Origin of the sequence: Mesorhizobium sp. B2-4-7 (genome assembly GCF_006442685.1) — a bacterium.
Classification (GTDB): domain Bacteria; phylum Pseudomonadota; class Alphaproteobacteria; order Rhizobiales; family Rhizobiaceae; genus Mesorhizobium.
Genome location: NZ_VFVH01000003.1, coordinates 236,865 through 255,110 on the forward strand (window position 1 = coordinate 236,865; position 18,246 = coordinate 255,110).

The 18,246-nt window shown below is 64.0% G+C and carries 19 protein-coding genes; 13 read left to right on the forward strand and 6 right to left on the reverse strand.

Translation table 11 applies throughout. The annotated features are described in order from the left end of the window. Window positions 1–65: 65 nt before the first annotated feature. The 4 genes from FJ946_RS11245 (at window position 66) to FJ946_RS11260 (ending at window position 3,695) form a co-directional block, all read left to right on the forward strand. A complete protein-coding gene (locus FJ946_RS11245; RefSeq protein WP_140500262.1) occupies window positions 66–320 on the forward strand; it encodes a GlsB/YeaQ/YmgE family stress response membrane protein in 255 nt (84 codons plus the stop codon). Window positions 321–343: 23 nt separating this feature from the next. Continuing rightward, window positions 344–490 (forward strand): hypothetical protein, encoded by a 147-nt coding sequence (locus FJ946_RS11250; protein WP_140500260.1) that lies wholly within the window; start codon window positions 344–346, stop codon window positions 488–490. A gap of 137 nt (window positions 491–627) precedes the next feature. Continuing rightward, the gene (locus tag FJ946_RS11255) at window positions 628–2,892 is read left to right on the forward strand and encodes a transglycosylase domain-containing protein (RefSeq protein ID WP_140522540.1); all 2,265 of its coding nucleotides are present in this window, start codon (window positions 628–630) and stop codon (window positions 2,890–2,892) included. A gap of 50 nt (window positions 2,893–2,942) precedes the next feature. Then, entirely contained in the window at window positions 2,943–3,695 is a 753-nt protein-coding gene (locus FJ946_RS11260) for an SDR family oxidoreductase (protein ID WP_140500256.1), read from the forward strand. Window positions 3,696–3,722: 27 nt separating this feature from the next. Here FJ946_RS11260 and FJ946_RS11265 read toward each other — a convergent pair whose 3' ends face one another. Continuing rightward, window positions 3,723–4,643 carry a zinc-binding dehydrogenase gene (locus FJ946_RS11265; protein ID WP_140566069.1) on the reverse strand — a complete coding sequence of 307 codons (921 nt, stop codon included), beginning with the start codon at window positions 4,641–4,643 and terminating at the stop codon, window positions 3,723–3,725. Window positions 4,644–4,786: 143 nt separating this feature from the next. On the opposite strand from FJ946_RS11265, the gene FJ946_RS11270 reads away from it, so the two are divergent. Both FJ946_RS11270 and FJ946_RS11275 read left to right on the forward strand, forming a co-directional pair. Continuing rightward, entirely contained in the window at window positions 4,787–5,596 is an 810-nt protein-coding gene (locus FJ946_RS11270; protein WP_140558379.1) for a helix-turn-helix transcriptional regulator, read from the forward strand. Between the two features lie 90 nt (window positions 5,597–5,686). Beyond that, window positions 5,687–6,124 carry a VOC family protein gene (locus FJ946_RS11275; RefSeq protein ID WP_140566071.1) on the forward strand — a complete coding sequence of 146 codons (438 nt, stop codon included), beginning with the start codon at window positions 5,687–5,689 and terminating at the stop codon, window positions 6,122–6,124. Between the two features lie 136 nt (window positions 6,125–6,260). Here the strand turns inward: FJ946_RS11275 and FJ946_RS11280 are convergent, their stop codons facing one another. Continuing rightward, window positions 6,261–8,045, reverse strand: a complete 1,785-nt coding sequence (locus FJ946_RS11280) for a cation:proton antiporter (protein WP_140560241.1) — start codon at window positions 8,043–8,045, stop codon at window positions 6,261–6,263. 215 nt (window positions 8,046–8,260) lie between these two features. Continuing rightward, window positions 8,261–8,710, reverse strand: coding sequence for a host attachment family protein (locus FJ946_RS11285; protein ID WP_140500246.1), 450 nt, complete (start codon window positions 8,708–8,710; stop codon window positions 8,261–8,263). A 432-nt stretch (window positions 8,711–9,142) separates the two neighbouring features. Here FJ946_RS11285 and cysG point away from each other — a divergent pair, with 432 nt between their 5' ends. From cysG to FJ946_RS11310, 5 genes are all read left to right on the forward strand, one after another. Next, on the forward strand, window positions 9,143–10,588 hold the full coding sequence (cysG, locus tag FJ946_RS11290; protein WP_140500244.1) for a siroheme synthase CysG: 1,446 nt from the start codon (window positions 9,143–9,145) through the stop codon (window positions 10,586–10,588). Further along, entirely contained in the window at window positions 10,585–10,878 is a 294-nt protein-coding gene (locus tag FJ946_RS11295; protein ID WP_140500242.1) for a DUF2849 domain-containing protein, read from the forward strand. The genes cysG and FJ946_RS11295 overlap by 4 nt, the downstream gene beginning before the upstream one ends. Window positions 10,879–10,926: 48 nt before the next feature. Beyond that, window positions 10,927–12,597 (forward strand): nitrite/sulfite reductase, encoded by a 1,671-nt coding sequence (locus tag FJ946_RS11300; RefSeq protein ID WP_140500240.1) that lies wholly within the window; start codon window positions 10,927–10,929, stop codon window positions 12,595–12,597. Beyond that, on the forward strand, window positions 12,572–13,336 hold the full coding sequence (locus FJ946_RS11305) for a phosphoadenylyl-sulfate reductase (protein ID WP_140500238.1): 765 nt from the start codon (window positions 12,572–12,574) through the stop codon (window positions 13,334–13,336). Before FJ946_RS11300 ends, FJ946_RS11305 begins: the two co-directional genes overlap by 26 nt. Before the next feature lie 162 nt (window positions 13,337–13,498). Beyond that, complete coding sequence (locus FJ946_RS11310; RefSeq protein WP_140500236.1) at window positions 13,499–14,032, forward strand: DUF934 domain-containing protein; 534 nt, start codon at window positions 13,499–13,501, stop codon at window positions 14,030–14,032. A gap of 110 nt (window positions 14,033–14,142) precedes the next feature. On the opposite strand, the gene FJ946_RS11315 is transcribed toward FJ946_RS11310, so the two are convergent. Continuing rightward, the gene (locus tag FJ946_RS11315) at window positions 14,143–15,165 is read right to left on the reverse strand and encodes a fatty acid desaturase (protein WP_140566117.1); all 1,023 of its coding nucleotides are present in this window, start codon (window positions 15,163–15,165) and stop codon (window positions 14,143–14,145) included. 164 nt (window positions 15,166–15,329) lie between these two features. Continuing rightward, window positions 15,330–15,530, reverse strand: coding sequence for a hypothetical protein (locus tag FJ946_RS11320; protein WP_140500234.1), 201 nt, complete (start codon window positions 15,528–15,530; stop codon window positions 15,330–15,332). A 239-nt stretch (window positions 15,531–15,769) separates the two neighbouring features. On the opposite strand from FJ946_RS11320, the gene grpE reads away from it, so the two are divergent. Continuing rightward, a complete protein-coding gene (grpE, locus tag FJ946_RS11325; RefSeq protein WP_140549492.1) occupies window positions 15,770–16,405 on the forward strand; it encodes a nucleotide exchange factor GrpE in 636 nt (211 codons plus the stop codon). A gap of 143 nt (window positions 16,406–16,548) precedes the next feature. After that, complete coding sequence (locus FJ946_RS11330; RefSeq protein WP_140500230.1) at window positions 16,549–17,181, forward strand: trimeric intracellular cation channel family protein; 633 nt, start codon at window positions 16,549–16,551, stop codon at window positions 17,179–17,181. 138 nt (window positions 17,182–17,319) lie between these two features. Here the strand turns inward: FJ946_RS11330 and FJ946_RS11335 are convergent, their stop codons facing one another. Continuing rightward, window positions 17,320–18,207: a GNAT family N-acetyltransferase gene (locus tag FJ946_RS11335; RefSeq protein ID WP_140500229.1), complete on the reverse strand. Its 888-nt coding sequence runs from the start codon at window positions 18,205–18,207 to the stop codon at window positions 17,320–17,322. Window positions 18,208–18,246 lie beyond the last annotated feature (39 nt).

The following is an 18,246-nucleotide window of genomic DNA, read 5'->3' on the forward strand; positions in this document are numbered from 1 at the left end:
TTGATATCGAGGCCGATTCGGGGCTTTCCGCTCCGCGCTCGCCTCTTGCTCGGAGGGAAATCGCCATGGGCGTCGAAAGCCTGCTCGTCTTCATCATCATCGGTGCCATCGCCGGCTGGCTCGCCGGTCTCATCGTCTCCGGTTTCGGCTTCGGCCTGATCGGCAACATCATCGTCGGCATCATCGGCGCGTTCATCGCGGGCTGGCTGTTCCCGCGGATCGGCTTGTCCATCGGCGGCGGCATCCTCGCCTCGATCATCCACGCCACGATCGGCGCCATCATCCTGCTGATCCTGGTCAGGGTCCTGAAGCGAGCCTGAGGCCGGGCACCGAGGAGCGCGCCATGAAACAGAATACGCTTTATCTCGTCATTGGCGCGCTCGTCGTCGTGGTCATCGCGCTCGGCGTCTACGTCTACCGCGAACAGACCAAGCCGAAAGGCGTGGAGCTCAAGATCGACGACAAGGGCATCTCGATCCAGCAGAACTGAACGGAGCCCGGGCTTGCCGGCTCCGCATTGCTCCCCACGCCTGACTATCGCTGCCTGCCGGATTTAACCCGCCTTTAAACCGCCGCATCTACTCTGCAACCCGAACGCCATAGGCATCGGGATATCAAGCGCAGCGCATGGCGAACCGCAGAGACAGCCGCATCGAACCCAGTTTCGAGGGACCGCCACAAGCGAGATCCCAGACCGGTCTTTCGGTGAGCGAGGAGGATCGCGTCGTGCCCAGCAACCGCAAAGCCTCCGCCAAACGCAAACCGCCGAAGGCAAAATCGTCGCGTGCCAGGCGCGACCGAAGCCGGCGCGGCCTGTTCGGCGTGCTCGGCCGGCTGGTCTACTGGTGCTTCGTGCTGGCCATCTGGGGCGGCATCGCGGTGGCCGGAGTCGTCGTCTACTACGGCGCCAAGATGCCGGCGGCCACGACCTGGTCGATCCCCGATCGCGCGCCCAACATCAAGATCGTCTCCGCCGACGGCCAGCTGCTCGCCAATCGCGGCATGAGCGGCGGCGAGGCGGTCGGCCTGCACGAAATGTCGCCCTACATCCCCGAGGCGGTCATCGCCATCGAGGACCGCCGCTTCTATTCGCATTTCGGCGTCGATCCGATCGGCCTGTCGCGCGCCATGGTCGCCAACCTCGCCGGCGGGCATTTCTCGCAAGGCGGTTCGACGCTGACGCAGCAACTGGCCAAGAACCTGTTCCTGACGCCAGACCGGACGTTGGAGCGCAAGGTGCAGGAGGTGCTGCTGGCGCTGTGGCTGGAGCACAAGCACACCAAGGACCAGATCCTCGAAATGTACCTCAACCGGGTCTATTTCGGCTCGGGCGCCTATGGCGTCGAAGCGGCCTCGCGCCGTTATTTCGGCAAGAGCGCGCGCGATGTCACCTTGTCGGAGGCGGCGCTGCTTGCCGGTCTCCTGAAGGCGCCGTCGCGACTGTCGCCGGCGCGCGATCCCAAGGCCGCCGAGGACCGCGCGCAGCTGGTGCTCGCCGCTATGCGCGACGAAGGCAAAATCAGCGCCAAGGAACTGACCACGGCGATGAGCGCGCCGGCGACGCGCGCGCCGTCCTACTGGACAGGCTCGGAAAACTACGTCGCCGACACCATCATGGAAGAGCTGCCCGATCTGATCGGCGACGTGCGCGGCGACATCGTCATCGATTCCACCGTCGACCTGAACCTGCAGAAGCTCGCGGAACAATCGATCCGCCGGCTGATCGATGAAAGCGGCAAGAAGCTCAACGTCACCCAGGGCGCGCTGGTGTCGATCGACGATTCGGGCGCGGTGCGTGCCATGGTCGGCGGCTACGATTATTCGACCAGCCAGTTCGACCGCGCCTCGGAAGCGCGCCGGCAGCCCGGTTCGGCGTTCAAGCCGTTCGTCTACATGGCCGCCCTCGAGGCCGGCCGCACGCCCGACAGCGTGCGCAACGATGCGCCGATCAAGATCGGCAAATGGACACCCGACAATTACGGCGGCAAGTATTTCGGGAAGGTGACGCTGGCAACCGCCTTGGCGAAGTCGCTGAACTCGGTGGCGGCCCAGCTGACCATGGAAGTGGGGCCGGACGCAGTGGTCGAGGCGGCGCATCGCATGGGCATCCAGTCCGATCTGCAGGCCAACACCTCGATCGCGCTAGGCACGTCGGAAGTGACGCCGCTGGAGCTGACCTCGGCCTATGTGCCTTTCGCCAATGGCGGCTACAAGCCGGACATCCATTTCATCCGCCGCGTGACATCAGCCGAGGGCAAGGTGCTGTACGACGCCGGCAGCGGCAGCGCGCCGCGCGTGGTGAAGCCCGAGATCGTCGGCATGATGAACTCGATGATGACCGGGACGGTGGAGATCGGCACGGCCAGGAAGGCGGCCTTCACCTGGCCGTCGGCCGGCAAGACCGGCACCAGCCAGAATTCGCGCGACGCCTGGTTCGTCGGCTACACCGCCAATCTCACCACCGGCGTATGGTTCGGCAATGACGACGGCAGCCCGATGAAGAAGGTCACCGGCGGCGCGCTGCCGGCGCAGGCCTGGCACGAGTTCATGGTCGCCGCGCATGAGGGCGTGCCCGTGCGGCCGCTGCCTGGTACCTGGAAATCGACGCCGGCCGATAGGATCGTGCCGGACGAAATCCCGTCGGCCGATGCGACACAGCCGGCTCCGAAGCCGCAAGCGCCTGTCGGCCAGTCGGCGCCCGCTGCCGTCGCGGCGCAGCCAGCGCCGGTTCGCGCGCCCCGCCCGGCCCAGACGGTCGACGCCGACGGTTTCGATATGCCGGGCGACTCCGGAACCACCGCCTCGGTCGGACATCCGGTGCCGCCGGGCAGTGTCGGCGGTCCGCTCAAGAAGCGGCAGACGTCGATCCTCGACATTCTCGGCGGAGGCTAGCGGCAACTCGCCTCTCGCCAGCGCCACACCGTTCGGCTACACCTCCCGACATGGCAGAGATCGACACCAGGAAGACCATTGTGCTGACCGGCGCCAGCCGTGGCATCGGCCATGCCACGGTCAAGCGTTTCTCGCGCGAGGGCTGGCGCGTCATCACCTGCTCGCGCCAGGCGTTTGCCGAGGATTGCCCGTGGCCGGCCGGGCCCGAGGACCACATCAAGGTCGATCTCGCCGACCAGGAGGATGTCGGCATCGCCGTCTCCGAAATCCGCCACCGGCTCGAGGCGCATGGCGGGCAGCTGCACGCGCTGGTCAACAACGCCGGCATTTCGCCAAAGCTCAAGGACGGCAACAGCCGCATGAACTCCATCGACACGCCGATGCATGTCTGGCGCGACGTGTTCCAGGTCAATTTCTTCGCGCCGATCATGCTGGCGCGCGGGCTGTTCAAGGAACTGGCATCGGCGAAAGGGTCGATCGTCAACGTCACCTCGATCGCCGGCACCCGGGTGCACCCCTTCGCCGGCACCGCCTATGCGACATCCAAGGCGGCGCTCGGCTCGCTGACGCGCGAGATGGCGCATGATTTCGGGCCGCACGGGATCCGCGTCAACGCCATTGCGCCGGGCGAAATCGACACCGCGATCCTGTCGCCAGGCACGGACAAGATCGTCGAGACCATTCCGCTCAGGCGGCTGGGTACCACGGCCGAGGTCGCCGACATCATCTTCTTCCTGTGCTCCGGGCAGGCGTCTTATGTGACCGGTTCGGAAATCCACATCAATGGCGGCCAGCACGTGTGAGCGGACTGATCTCAGGCTAGGGATCGTTCATCCGGTCATGGTGAGAACGGCCTTGCCGCTGAAGCTGCGCTGTCGCAGAGCGTCCAGGGCTTGGGCGATGTCGGTCCATGGCATGGTCAGGGCGACGCGGGTTTCCAGCCGGCCGGCCGCAACGAGAGCGAGTAGCGAGGCGATGTCCGAGCCAATGCCCGCGCCAGACGTGTAGTAGGCGAAAGTCTGAAGCCTCGCCCCCTCGTGACCCGGAACGAACTGGCGGAACCCAATTGGCGTGAGTTCGCCACTGCTTGAGCCGAACATGACGATCGTCCCGCCAGGAGCGACGCGTTCGATCGCGTGGGCGAGGCTTTGGCCACCGACCGATTCGGTAATCAGCGAAAACGGCCCCACGGCCAGTTCGATCGACTCGACGACTTGCCCGGCACCCAGGCGGCGGAGATCCTCGCCATGCCGGGAGGCCGCGACCGCGGTCACGCTCGCGCCCTGTTCGCGCGCGATCTGGATCTGGAAACGGCCGACCGCTCCACTTGCGCCGGTGATCAGGACCCGTTGGCCGGCAAGGTCGCCGCCATGGCGCAAAGTCCTGAGCGCGGTGGTGCCCGCGACCGGAAGCGTGGCCGCGGAAACGAAGCTGACCTCATCCGGCAGGACGGCGAGGCGGTCGGTCGAAACCGCGACGCGTTCGGCCCAGCCGGCCTGGTCGACCAAGGCCGCGACGCGGGCGCCCACGGCTGGCCCGGAGCCGTCGGCCGCTGGCCGTTCGACGATCCCGACGATGTCCTGGCCGGGTATCCAGCCGTCCGGGCGTATGGTGAGCAGGCGCAATTCGCCGCGATTCAACGAGGTTGTGTGGACCGAGACAAGCGCCTCGTTTGCGAGAGGCCGTGGGTCCTCGACCTCGGCAAGCGTCAGTCCGGCGGGGCTGTCGGAAGATATGGCTAGGGCGAGCATGAGACGTACCTTCCTGCTGGTTTGTGGATGCAAAGCGCGGTGGCATCCTGATCAACCGGGTGCATGGGCAAGCTGGAACCTATCGACTTCCCAGCTTGAAGAATTTAGCTATCGTGGCGTTTAATCGCTAAAAGCCGTCAATCATGAGACAACCTCTTCGTTACCCATGGCTCGATTTCAATGTGGATGACGTCCTCGCACCGGCAATCGCCGTGCGCGTCGACGTTACCGAAACCAGGGCCGAAGTCCCCTCCCATCGGCATCGCAAAGGCCAACTCGTCTTCGCGCTCGGCGGTGGCGTCACATGCCGCGTCCCGAGCGGCCTGTGGATGGTGCCGCCGCATTGCGGGGTGTGGATTCCCGGCGACATGGAGCACAGCAATATCGCGACCGCCAACGCCCGGATCTTCTTCGTCTACATCGAGCCGGGAGCCGCCGAATTGCCGGACCGGTGCTGCACCCTTTCGGTCTCGCCGCTGCTGCGCGAACTGATCATCGAACTGTCCGATGGCGTGGGGGATGATGAGGCGAGGGATGCGCTTTTGATCAGGATGCTGCTTGCTGAGCTGCCGCGCATGCCTGTCCAGCGGCTGCATCTGCCGATCTCATCCGAGCCGCGATTGAGGCGGATCGCCGAAGCGTTGGCGCAGGATCCCGCCGACCGCAGCACATTGTCGGAATGGGCCAGCCGGGTTGCGCTCAGCGAGAGCAGTCTCGCCCGTCTCGTCGTGAAGGAGACTGGCTTAAGCTTCGGACGCTGGCGCCAGCAGTTGCATCTGATCGTCGCAATTCGAGAACTTGCCTCCGGTGCGAGCGTGCAGCAGGTCTCCGGCGATCTCGGCTATGATTCCGTCACCGCCTTCATCACCATGTTCAAAAAGGCGCTTGGCAAGCCGCCGGCAAAATACCTCGGCAGCGTCGCGCAAAATGGCGGCTCTGCCTTCGTGGCGTGATCAACCTGGCTGCAGGCGGAGCACCTCGAGCATCCATTGTTAGACCAGGCGACGCCTTGTAGATTCGAACGACACCTTGGAGATGGAAACATGGCGCTCAAGCGGATGGACAACGTAGGAATCGTCGTCGAAGACCTCGGAGAGGCGGTTGATTTCTTTCGCGAACTCGGCCTCGAGCTTGAAGGACGGGCCACGATCGAAGGAGAATGGGCCGGACGTGTCACCGGACTGGGCGATCAGCATGTCGAGATTGCCATGATGCGCACACCGGACGGCCATAGCCGGCTCGAGCTCTCCCGGTTCCTCAGGCCGCCTGTCGTCGCAGATCACCGGAACGCCCCGGTCAACGCCCTAGGGTACCTGCGCGTCATGTTCACCGTGGATGACATCGACGAGACGCTTGAAAGGCTCCGCACGCGCGGCGCGCAGCTCGTAGGCGAAGTAATCCAGTATAAAGACGTGTATCGGCTCTGCTACATCCGTGGGCCTGAGGGGTTGCTCATCGGACTCGCCCAAGAACTCGGTTGAGCGCGATACGAAGACAAATGGCAGGAGTGACCGATGTCAGCGGGCGCGTCCAAGGCCGCCCCACCTGTTCGAGGTCCAGCCCTCCACAATCGGCCGCGTTCTCGCTAAGCACGGATTAGGTCCGTGCAGGATCGGCTCAGGCGGCGGACGGTTCAGCCGCCCGCGGCTTGTGACCAAGCACCTCTTCCACGATGCCGCGCGCGATCTCGCGTTCGCCCATGATCACCGTATCGGCGCCGAGCCCTTTGAGATGCTCGACCTCGGCATCGGAATGGGCGCGGGCGACGACGTTGATGGCGGGATTGGCGGCGCGCGCACGCAGAACGATCTGACCGGCCTCGAAGGCATTGGGGATGGCCAGGATCAGCCGTTTCGCGCCTTCGGGATTGGCGGCTGCAAACACTTCGGCATTGGCGGCGTTGCCCGCCACTGTCTCGGTGCCCTCGGCCTTGAGCTTCACCAGTGTCTTGTCGGCATCCTCGACCACCAGGAAGGGCAGGGCGGCTTCCTTCAACGCAGCGCCGACGAGACTGCCGACACGGCCGTAACCAATCAGGATAGCGTGGCCGCTGAGGGCCGTTCTTGGCGGCGGCCCATCCTCCTGCTTCGCCGCCGAGGCGACGGAAGCCACCTGGCCGGGCTCCGTCGCCGGGCCGACCGGTTTGGGCTCAACAGGCGGCGCCGTCCTGGCGGCGCGGGCCTCGAGCCATGGCTTCATCCAGTCGATGACCAGGAACATCACCGGGTTGAGCACGATCGACAGGATGGCGCCCGCCAGGATGAGGTCTCGCCCCTGTTCGGGCAGCAGTTTCAGCCCGACGCCGAGTTCGGCCAGGATGAAGGAGAACTCGCCGATCTGGGCAAGGCTCGCCGAAATCATCAGCGCCGTCGCCAGGGGATAACCGAAGGCGACGACGATGAGGAAGGCCGCCAGCGACTTGCCGACGACGATGATGGCGAGCGTTGCCAGAATCGGCAAGCCGTTGCTGAACAGGCTGAACGGGTCGAACAGCATACCGACCGAGACGAAGAACAGCACCGAGAAGGCATCGCGCAACGGCAGCGATTCCTCCGCGGCGCGGTGGCTGAGTTCGGACTCGCTCATGATCATGCCGGCGAAGAAAGCGCCCAGTGCCAGCGAGACGCCGAACAGCTTGGCCGCGCCGAAGGCGACGCCAAGCGCTATCGCCAGCACCGAAAGCCGAAACAGCTCGCGCGAGCCGGTATGGGCGACATAGTGCAGGATCCAGGGAATGACGCGGCGGCCTACCACCAGCATGACGATGACGAAGGCGGCGACCTTGGCCAGCGTGATGCCGACGACACCCCAGATGCCGTAGCTCGCGGGCAGCGACAGCAGGCCGCTCGCATGGGCATCCGCCTGCTCCTGGCCGCCAAGCACGCCGGCAAGCGCTGGCAAAAGCACCAGGGCCAGCACCATGGCCAAGTCCTCGACGATCAGCCAGCCGACGGCAATGCGGCCGCGCTCGGTCTCGATCAGGCGGCGCTCCTGCAGGGCGCGCAGCAGCACCACGGTCGAGGCCACCGACAGCGCCAGGCCGAAGACCAGTCCTGCTCCCGCCGACCAGCCGAGCATCCAGGAAAGCCCCGCGCCGAGTGCCGTGGCAAAGCCGATCTGAACGATGGCGCCGGGCACGGCAATGGCGCGGACCGACAGGAGATCCTTCAGCGAAAAATGCAGGCCGACGCCGAACATCAACAGGATGACGCCGATTTCGGCGAGCTCATTGGCAAGGCCGGCGTCAGCGACGAAACCGGGCGTGTTCGGCCCAACCAGCACGCCGGCCACGAGATAGCCGACCAGCGGCGGAATGCGGAAGCGGTTGGCGAGAGCGCCGAAGACGAAAGCGAGCCCCAGACCGGCTACGATGGTGGCGATAAGGGGAGTGTCATGCGGCATTGTCTATGGAGCGCCTTTCAAGCCAGCGATGCAGGATATGCGCCGCCCGAAGCCGCCGCCTGTTTGCAATATGGTGGATTGGGTGTCGGCCACGCAACCCCGCAAAACCGGGAATTGCCGGTGAAGCGACAAATACCTCGCCGGTGGGCAAGCAAGCCGGAATCCGAGGTCAGCCGAAATCATGCGCCGCAATGGCGGCGCTCGATAGGCAACGATCAAGCTGCCCGCAACAGAGCCTCGATCTCGAATACCGCGTGGTTGGTCAGCGTCTTGGGAATTTCCGCGCTGACCTTGTCGCTGACTTCCTTGTGCAGGATCTTGCGCATCGCGCCGAGCACGAGCGGCGGCGCGATGAGGATGATTTCGTCAAAAGAGCCTCGATGAGCCAGCTTGTAGAGCCGTTCGGCGAGTTCGTCGGCAAAGCGCTCCTTGCCGATCCGATGCCAATCCGTCTCCTCGACCGCGCTGCGGTGAACCGAGGGACCGTCATTGTAGCGACCGGGACTGTCGCTGCCTTGCTCGCGCGTTGGCGGGTTGTCCTGCCTCACTTCCTGCACCACTTCGAGGTTCGGAAATTTGGTGTCACCTGCATTTCTGAGGAAGAGCGCTTTTTCTCCGTCGGCCACCATGATCCAGATGCCGTGCTTCAACTTGATCGCGCTCATGACGCCGGGCTCCTTCCTTCGCTGCCGCCACGCTTGGCTTCACGCCGCGGCCAGGTATGATTTTGAATTGCGCATGCGGAAGGAACGCGCCTCGATCCGGTAATGTTCCAGCCAAAAAGCCAGGTCATACGGACGCTCCGTCGAGGTGGAGGCGCGCGCACGACCGCCAGGCAGCTTTAATCTACTAAATTAGTAGAATTTAGAAAAAACGGTTTTGTCATAAAGCGCGTTCGGCCCAAAAAAGAGGAGAAATCAAGGCCCGCGACAGCGGCTTGATGCCGGTCTCCGCAACAAGGTGGAATATTTTTCTCTTGGCCGCGGCCCTTTAGAAAAAGCGATTGCATCCCGGAAGGTGATGCGCGAGTGGGTTTCTTCAGCTTTTTCGCGCCCACGCGTAGAAGTGAAGACCAGATCAGGATTCCGTTCGTATCCATGCCGCAGCCCGCCCCCAAGCTCAATGCCTTCCCCGTCTTCGTACGGGTCGAGGACGAAGCCGTAACGATCGTCGGCGGCGGCGACGAAGCGTTGGCCAAGGCACGATTGCTTGGGCAGTCCAGCGCTACGCTGCGCATCGTCGCGGAGAGCGCCTCACCGGACATGCTCGGCTTCATCGCGCAGAGTGGCGCCACCCACATCGCGGCCTATGAGGCGAGCCGGCTGGAAGGCTCGGTGATGGTGTTCGCTGCCAGCGGCGATGAGGCGCTCGACCGGCGCGTTGTCCAGGATGCGCGCCGGCTCGGCATCCCCGTCAATGCGGTGGACCGGCCGGAGCTTTGCGATTTTTTCACCCCGGCGCTGGTCAATCGCGCACCGGTCGCGATCGCCATCGGCACGGAAGGCGCTGGGCCGGTGCTGGCGCAGATGCTGCGTGCCCGCATCGACCGCATGCTGTCGCCTTCGTTGGGCAGGCTGGCGGCTCTCGCCGCGTCGTTCCGGGCCGCCGCTGAAAGCCTGCCCAGGGGCAATTCGCGCCGCCGGTTCTGGAGCGAGTTCTTCGGCGGTGCGCCGGCGCGCGCCGTCGAAGCTGGCAAGCTTTCGCAGGCGCATGACGCAGCCGCCGATCTTCTGCGTTCGGCTGCATCCGCTTCAGGCCATATCGCCCTGGTTGGCGCGGGCCCCGGTGCCGAGGACCTTTTGACGCTGCGTGCGCATCGCCTGCTGATGGAGGCCGATGTCATCGTCCACGACGCGCTGGTGCCGGAGGCTGTCGTCGCCATGGGCCGACGCGACGCCGAGCGCCTGGCGGTCGGCAAGCGCAAAGGCTGTCACACCAAGAGCCAGGCCGAGATCAATGCGCTGCTGGTCGAGCTTGGCCGCGAAGGCAAGCGTGTGGTGCGGCTGAAGTCGGGCGATCCCCTGGTGTTCGGCCGGGCCGGCGAGGAGATGGCGGCGCTGCGTGATGCCGGCATCGCCTATGAGGTGGTTCCGGGCGTTACCGCTGCTTTCGCTGCCGCCGCCGATTTCGAATTGCCGCTGACGCTGCGCGGGGTTTCCTCCTCGATGGTGTTCACCACCGGTCATGATCTCAAGGGCAATTCGCTGCCCGACTGGGCCAAGCTTGCCATTTCGGGTGCCACCGTTGCTGTCTATATGGGCCGCTCGGTGGCCGCGGAGATTGCCGGCCGGCTGATCGAGGCCGGGCTTTCGCCCGATACGGCGGTAGCCGTGGTCGAGAATGCCAGCCTCGGCAATCGCCGCCGTTTCCACGGCACGCTTGCCGACCTGCCGTCGTTGGAAGCGCGCGCCGATCTCTCAGGTCCGGTCATGACCATCATCGGCGATGCGGTCGCCGGCGCCAATTTCGAACGGTCCGAACCGCTCGCGGCACACAGGCATGAAGGTGCGCCCATAGCTGCCACCGAGGGAGTTCAGCAATGAAGATACTGACCGCCAACCGGCTCGCCGACGGCATCGCCGTCTGGTACGCAGACGGCGGCTGGGCCGAGAGGGCGGACCATGCCGACCTCGCCCATGACAAGGCGGCCGAGGATCGCCTGGAAGCGATCGGTGCCAAGGCCCACGCCGACAACGAAGTCCTCGACGTCAACCTCATCGATGCCGAAATCGTGAACGGCGTTGTCGAGCCGGTGCGGTTGCGCGAGAAGATCCGCGCCGCGGGCCCGACCATTCGCAACGATCTTGGCAAGCAGGCCTCCCGGGCGGCGTAAGCCCAGACCAGAAGTGAACACGGGCGGACGCGCCCTGAAAGACGAAGCATGTACCGCTACGATGAGTTCGATCACGATTTTGTCCAGGCCCGCGTCGCCGAGTTCAGCGACCAGGTCCAGCGCCGGCTCGCCGGCGAGATCACCGAGGACCAGTTCCGGCCGCTCAGGCTGATGAACGGCGTCTACCTGCAATTGCACGCCTATATGCTGCGCATCGCGGTGCCCTATGGCACGCTGAACAGCAAGCAGTTGCGCATGCTCGGCCACATCGCGCGCAAATACGACAAGGGCTACGGCCATTTCACCACGCGCCAGAACATCCAGTTCCACTGGCCGGCGCTGTCCGACATTCCTGCGATCCTGGCCGATCTGGCGAGTGTCGAGATGCACGCCATCCAGACCAGCGGCAATTGTATCCGCAACGTCACCGCGGACCATTTCGCGGGTGCGGCGGCCGACGAGGTCGCCGATCCGCGTCCCTATGCGGAAATCCTGCGCCAGTGGTCATCTGTTCATCCGGAGTTTTCCTACCTGCCGCGCAAGTTCAAGATCGCGGTAACCGGCGCGGAGCGCGACCGCGCCGCCATCCAGACCCACGACATCGGCCTGCACCTGAAGAAGAACGCGGCCGGCGAGCTCGGCTTCGCCGTCTATGTCGGCGGCGGCCAGGGGCGCACGCCGATGGTCGCCAGGAAGATCCGCGATTTCCTGCCGGAAGCCGACCTTTTGTCCTACTGCACGGCGATCCTGCGCGTTTACAACCTGCATGGCCGCCGCGACAATAAGTTCAAGGCGCGCATCAAGATCCTGGTCCACGAGACCGGCGTCGAGGAGATCACGCGCCAGGTCGAGGCGGAATGGCAGCAATTGAAGGACGCCGAGTTGAAGCTGCCGGAAGCAGACATCCGCGCCATCGACGCCTATTTCGCGCCACCAGCGCTGACCGCGCGGCCGGACGGCGACGAGGCTGTAAAGCTGGCACGCCTCGATTCCAAGGGCTTCTCGGATTGGCTCGACCAGAACGTGGTGACGCATCGCCACCCCGACTATGCGGCGGTGACCATCTCGCTGAAGGGTATCGGCGAAGTGCCGGGCGATGCGACCGACAGCCAGATGGAAGCGATTGCCGATATCGCCGAGAAGTATGGATACGACGAGTTGCGCGTCAGCCACGAGCAGAACCTGATCCTGCCGCATGTGGCGCGCGCCGACCTGAAGGCGGTCTATGACGCGCTGGTCGATATCGGCCTGGCGACCGCCAATTCGAACCTGATATCGGACATCATCTCGTGCCCGGGCCTCGACTATTGCGCGCTGGCCACAGCGCGTTCGATCCCGATCGCGCAGGAGATCTCGCGTCGCTTCGCCTCGCTGGAGCGGCAGCGCGAGATCGGCGAGTTGAAGCTGAAGATCTCCGGCTGCATCAATGCCTGCGGCCATCACCATGTCGGACATATCGGCATTCTCGGAGTCGAAAAGAAAGGCACGGAGCTGTACCAGGTGACGCTTGGCGGTTCGGCCGACGAGAACACTTCGGTGGGCGAGATCATCGGCCGCGGCTTCTCGTCGGAAGAGATCACCGACGCCATCGAGCAGATCGTTGAGACCTATCTCGGCCTTCGGCTCAACTCACAAGAGAAATTCATCGACGCCTACCGCCGTGTCGGTCCCGCGCCGTTCAAGGAGGCGCTCTATGCTGGCGAAGCCAAGGCCGCTTGACCCTATCGTCGACGCCGATGACGGCATCGCCGCCAAAGCGGCGGGGTTTGACGCGCTTTACGGCCACCTGAATCCGCTCGACATCATCGAACGCGCGGCAGGCGACCTGTTTCACGATGAGATTGCCGCGGTGTCTTCCTTCGGTGCCGATTCGGCCGTGCTACTGCACATGATTTCCGAAGTCGATCGCTCGCTGCCGGTCATCTTTCTCGATACTGGCAAGCATTTCGAGGAGACGCTCGGCTATCGCGACGCCCTGGTCGCCGATTTCGGGTTGACCAACATCCAGGTGATCAAGCCCGACGAGGCAGCACTCGAGCGGATCGATCCGACCGGCAATCTGCACCAGACCAACACCGACGCCTGCTGCGACGTGCGCAAGGTCGAGCCGCTGGCACGGGGCGTGGCGCCTTTCCGCGCCTGGTTCACCGGCCGCAAGCGCTTCCAGGCTTCGACGCGCGCAGCACTTCCGGTGTTCGAGGCGGTCGGCCCACGTATCCGCATCAATCCGCTGGCGCACTGGACGACGTCGGACCAGGCGGACTACATGCGCGCGCATGCACTGCGGGAAAATCCGCTGGTCGCCTATGGCTATCTGTCGATCGGCTGCTTCCCGTGCACCCAGCCGGTGCAGCCGGGCGAGGACGCGCGCAGCGGCCGCTGGGCCGGCCATGCCAAGACCGAGTGCGGCATTCACCTGTCGGGACTGGAGAAGTCGCTGACCGACGCATCGCTATAGGGTATGCTGATATTCAGGTGAGGCCGGCCTGCAAACGGCGGCTTCGGAGGCTCACGTACTACAAGTACGCTCCGCTCCGGCTCTCGGAAGCTACCGTTTTCGACTAGGGCCTGCTTGAATCTCAACACACACCTTGAGCTCTTTGAATTTTAGGAAATTTCGATGACTGAACCGACGATACCGGAGACCCGCCTCTGGACCCCGACGGGTTTTCGCGAGGATGAGTGGGCTCATGCCGAAGGCGCGGAAGCGCTGTCCGGCAATGGCCGCTTCATCCTGCCGCTGCAGGCGTTTCTCGATCTCGATCCGGAGGTGCGCCGGTCGGCCAAGGAAAGGATCGGTGTCGTGCTGCAACCCGGCGATCAGCTCGAAAGGATTGCTGGCCTGCTCGACCAACTGTCGCTGGTGGCGCTGGCTTTTCCGTCGTTCAGCGATGGCCGCTCCTTCTCAAAGGGCGAATTGCTGCGCAGCCGACATCATTTCGAAGGTGCCGTGCGCGCCACCGGCCAGGTGCTGGTCGACCAACTGCCGCATATGCTGCGGCTCGGTTTCGATGAATTCGAAATCTCCAATCCCGTGCTCTTGAAGCGGCTGGACGAAGGCCGCACCGGCGGATTGGGACTCTACTACCAGCCTGCCGCCGTGCCGAAGCCCAAGGGACCAAAATACTCCTGGCGTCGGCTGCGTGCCGGCTGACGTCACGACACTTCCCAGCGACAGGTTTACGCCGTCTGTCCTCTCCCCGTCACGACGGCGGGAAGGCGCCGGCCGGCGGATCGGCGACAGCAGAGCCAGGCAGAAGATGGCTACGCCGCCATCCGTGCCTGACGAAACGATACCAGCTTGCCGCTGTTTTCATCCCACAGCGCCAGCTTGACGCAGCGCAGGCTCTCAAGAAGGGTGATGCGGCCTATGCCGCGCAGTTCCGGATAATCGCGCAGCACTTCCTGCAGGCGGTAGCCTGGCACCTTCGCGGAGAGGTGATGGACATGATGGACACCGATGTTGCCGGTGAACCAGTTCAGCACCGGCGGCAGGTCATAATAGGAGGATCCGTGCAAGGCGGCACGCTGGAACTCCCACTCATCGTCCTTCGCCCATTCGGTCTCCTCGAACTGGTGCTGGACATAGAACAGCCAGATGCCGGCCGATCCGGCAAGGATGACGATCGGCAGGTGGACGACCAGAAAAGCGCCAATACCGACGAACCATATCAGGATCGACGCTGCCAGCACGATGGCGAGGTTGGTGGCCATCGAGGATACCCAGGGCTTCAGGCCACCGCGCATCATCCCGACCGGCAGCCTTTGCTCGAAGATGAAGAGCCATATCGGCCCCAGTCCGAACATGACCAGGGGATGGCGATAGAGACGATAGGCGAGGCGACCTCTCCAGGACATCCGCCGGTACTCCGCGACCGTCAACGTCTTGATATCGCCAACGCCGCGCTCGTCGAGATTACCCGCGCTGGCATGATGGGTGGCATGAGCACTCCGCCAGCAATCATAAGGCGTCAGCGTAAGCACGCCCAGGACGCGGCCTATCCAGTCATCGGCGGTGCGGTTGGCGAAGAAAGATCCGTGCCCGCAATCGTGCTGAATCATGAAAATCCGCACCAGGAAGCCCGCCGCCGGCAAGATCAGCACCAGCCCCCACCAATGGCCATAGGCAAAGGCGATCGAGGACAGCGCCCAGAGTGCTGCGAAAGGGATCAGGGTGATCGCCAGTTCGACGGCGCTGCGCCGCCTGTCCGGCTTCTTGTAGCGCGCCAGGATCTTCAACCAGGCACGCTTGCTGCTGGCGGCAGTCTCGGGGGAAATCATGTTCATCATGAAGCATAAGCGGAGGGGCCCGGCTCCCGCAAGGCTAATCACGAGAAATTACCGCGCGTAATTGTCGCGATAGGGCGTGGATCCTCGATCCAGGCCGCGACTTCAGGTTCTGTTCTAACCCTTGCAACTCTGCCAACCCGGATCGCATCCGGTCACATGCATCAATGGCGCGCGCCGCCAGCCATGCTGTTCTCCAGGCCGTCGAGACGTTCGAGCTGGTCCCGGAAGCGGTCGGGAATGTCTTTCTCGGCGCGAAAGGCCGGCAGCGCATGCAGAAAGCGTCTCACCGCCGCCGTGCCTAGCTGGCGCCGGATTTCGGCGGCGATCCGATCTTTCTTTTCGCCCTTGTCGCGGGGTGTCATTTCAAAAATCCTGTGTCGGTTCGAAAATCCTCCAGCCAGCAAATGGTTCCCCGATCGCGCCGCCGGGGCAAGCAAAGGTGGAAGCTATGGTAAAGTTTGAATTAAAATCGAAGCATCGCACTGATCGCCATTCGGTTTGAACGGCTGGGCGCGTGCCTTCGCTTACCCCTTGATTTTTGCCCACCAAACCTCGATATCGGGCTCAAAATCCACACTATTCGAGATGATGGGAAACGGCGATGAGCGACCAGGCAAAAGACGAACGCGCGCCCGACGAAATTGAGGCGACCGAAGCCAATGCCGAGCGCACGGAAGGTGGCGTCGATGGCGATTATGAAGCGGTTGTGCGGCTCCTGAAGGAGAATGAAGAGCTGAAGGACAGGGCGCTTCGCGTTGCGGCCGAGATGGAGAACCTGCGTCGCCGCACCGCGCGCGACGTGCATGACGCGCGTACCTATGCGGTCGCGAACTTCGCCCGCGACATGCTGTCGGTTTCGGACAATCTGCGCCGCGCGCTGGACGCTATTCCCGCCGAGGCCAAGGCGTCCGGCGATGCGGGTTTCAAGGCGCTGATCGACGGCGTCGATCTCACCGAGCGTGCCATGCTGTCCGCACTGGAGCGGCACGGCGTCAAGAAGCTCGCGCCGGAAGGCGAGAAGTTCGATCCCAATTTCCACCAGGCCATGTTCGAAGTGCCCAATCCCGATGTGCCGGCCAACACGGTGGTGCAGGTCGTGCAGCCGGGCTATTCGATCGGGGAGCGGGTGCTGCGCCCGGCCATGGTCGGCGTTGCCAAGGGCGGCCCGAAACTCGCCGCCGGCGAAGCGCCGGTCGAGCCGGGGCCCGTCAACGAGCAGGCGGAGAAGGATGCGTAGTTGGCGGAATAGGGAATAGGGCAGTAAGGCAGTAAGGCAGTAAGGCAGTAAGGGGCGTATCAACAGTACGGCTTCGTGCTAAACATACTCCCCTACTCCCCTACTCCCCTACTCCCCTGCTGCCTTACTCCCTGGTCCCGCCCTTGAACCCCATCGCGCTTCTCGACTATGCCGGCGTTGCGGTCTTCGCGGCGACAGGTGCGCTTGCCGCGTCGCGCAAGCAGCTCGACGTTATCGGCTTCCTTTTCCTGGCGTGCGTCACCGGCATCGGCGGCGGCACTCTTCGCGACGTCATCCTTAACCTGCCGGTTTTCTGGATCGCCAATTCCAGCTATGTGCTGATCTGCGCGGCGGTTGCGGTGCTGGTCTTTTTCAGCGCGCACCGTGTCGAATCCCGCTGGAAGTGGCTGCTCTGGCTCGACGCCGTCGGGCTGGCCGCTTTTTCGGTGATGGGTGCGGCCAAAGGGTTGGCCATCACCGGTTCGCCGGTCGTTTCCGTCATCACCGGCGTGCTGACCGCCACATTCGGCGGCATCCTGCGCGACGTGCTGGCAGGGGAGCCTTCGGTGCTGTTGAGGCCGGAAATCTATGTTACGGCCGCCCTGGTCGGCGCGTCGATCTTCACATTGGGCGATGTCGCCGGACTGCCGCAGATCGTGTCAGGCTTGGCCGGTTTCGCCGCGGCATTCGCCGTGCGCGGCGGCGCGCTCAAATTCGGCTGGTCGTTTGCGTCCTACAAGAGCCGGCCCGGCAGGCGGCCGGAGGATATTTCGTGAGAGAAGGGATTAGTGAGTAGTGAGTAGTGAGTAGTGAGTAGTGAGTAGTGAGTAGTGAGTAGTGAGTAGGGTTAATCAGTAGATGTAAACTATGATGTCTTCACTACTGACTACTGACTACTGACTACCGACTACTACTCACGCAGCAAAACGCTGCGCTTCCCCGCCGTAATAATTGACGTAGCGGGCGCCGATCTCCTTGACCGGCATCACCACGAACACATCGACCGTCGAGAATTCACGATCGATGACGCAGCCGTCGCCGATGCGGGCGCCGACCCTGAGATAGCCCTTGACCAAGGGCGGCATCGCAGCGATCGCTGCCTTGGCATTGACCGCCTCGATCGGCATCAGGTCCATGGAACAATAGCGCCCGGCGACGGCGCGCACGTCCCAGGCCGAATTCGTGCGGCAGTGATGCGCCAGATAGGTGAGCGCCTCGGCATGGGCCGCCGGCACCGTGCCCTGGAAAGACGCACAGCCGGTCATCACGCCAATGCCGTAGTGGTTGATGTAGGCCCAGATGCCTTGCCACAATGCCTCGATGGTGCGCTTCGAACGGTATTCCGGCAAGACGCAGGAGCGGCCGAGCTCGAGAAAGCGCTGGCCGGGGTGACGGGCGATGAGCTTGGTCAGCTCGAACTCGCCTTCGGAATAGAAGCCGCCGGCGGCCGCAGCGATTTCTTGCCGCAGCAGCCGGTAGGTCCCGACGATGCGGCGATGTTCGGGGCCGGAAAGCGAGGTATCGAAGACGAGCAGGTGATCGCAGTGCGGATCGAAGCGGTCGGCATCACGGCGGTCCTGCACCTGAAACAGGTTCTTCCTGGCGCCAAGCTCGTCGTAGAATACCCGGTAGCGCACTTCCTGCGCGGCCGCGATCTCGGCCTCGTTGCGGGCCAGCCGCACTTCGAGGTTGCCGATACGGCCGAGCGCTGCGCCCTTTGTGACGGAATCGACATTGCGCCCGGCAAGCAAGGCGCCGCCGGCGTTCGGCCGAGTGTCACATTCCGGCATAACTGTATGCACGAGTGATTCTCCTTCGAGCCATCCCTCTTGGCACGGGGA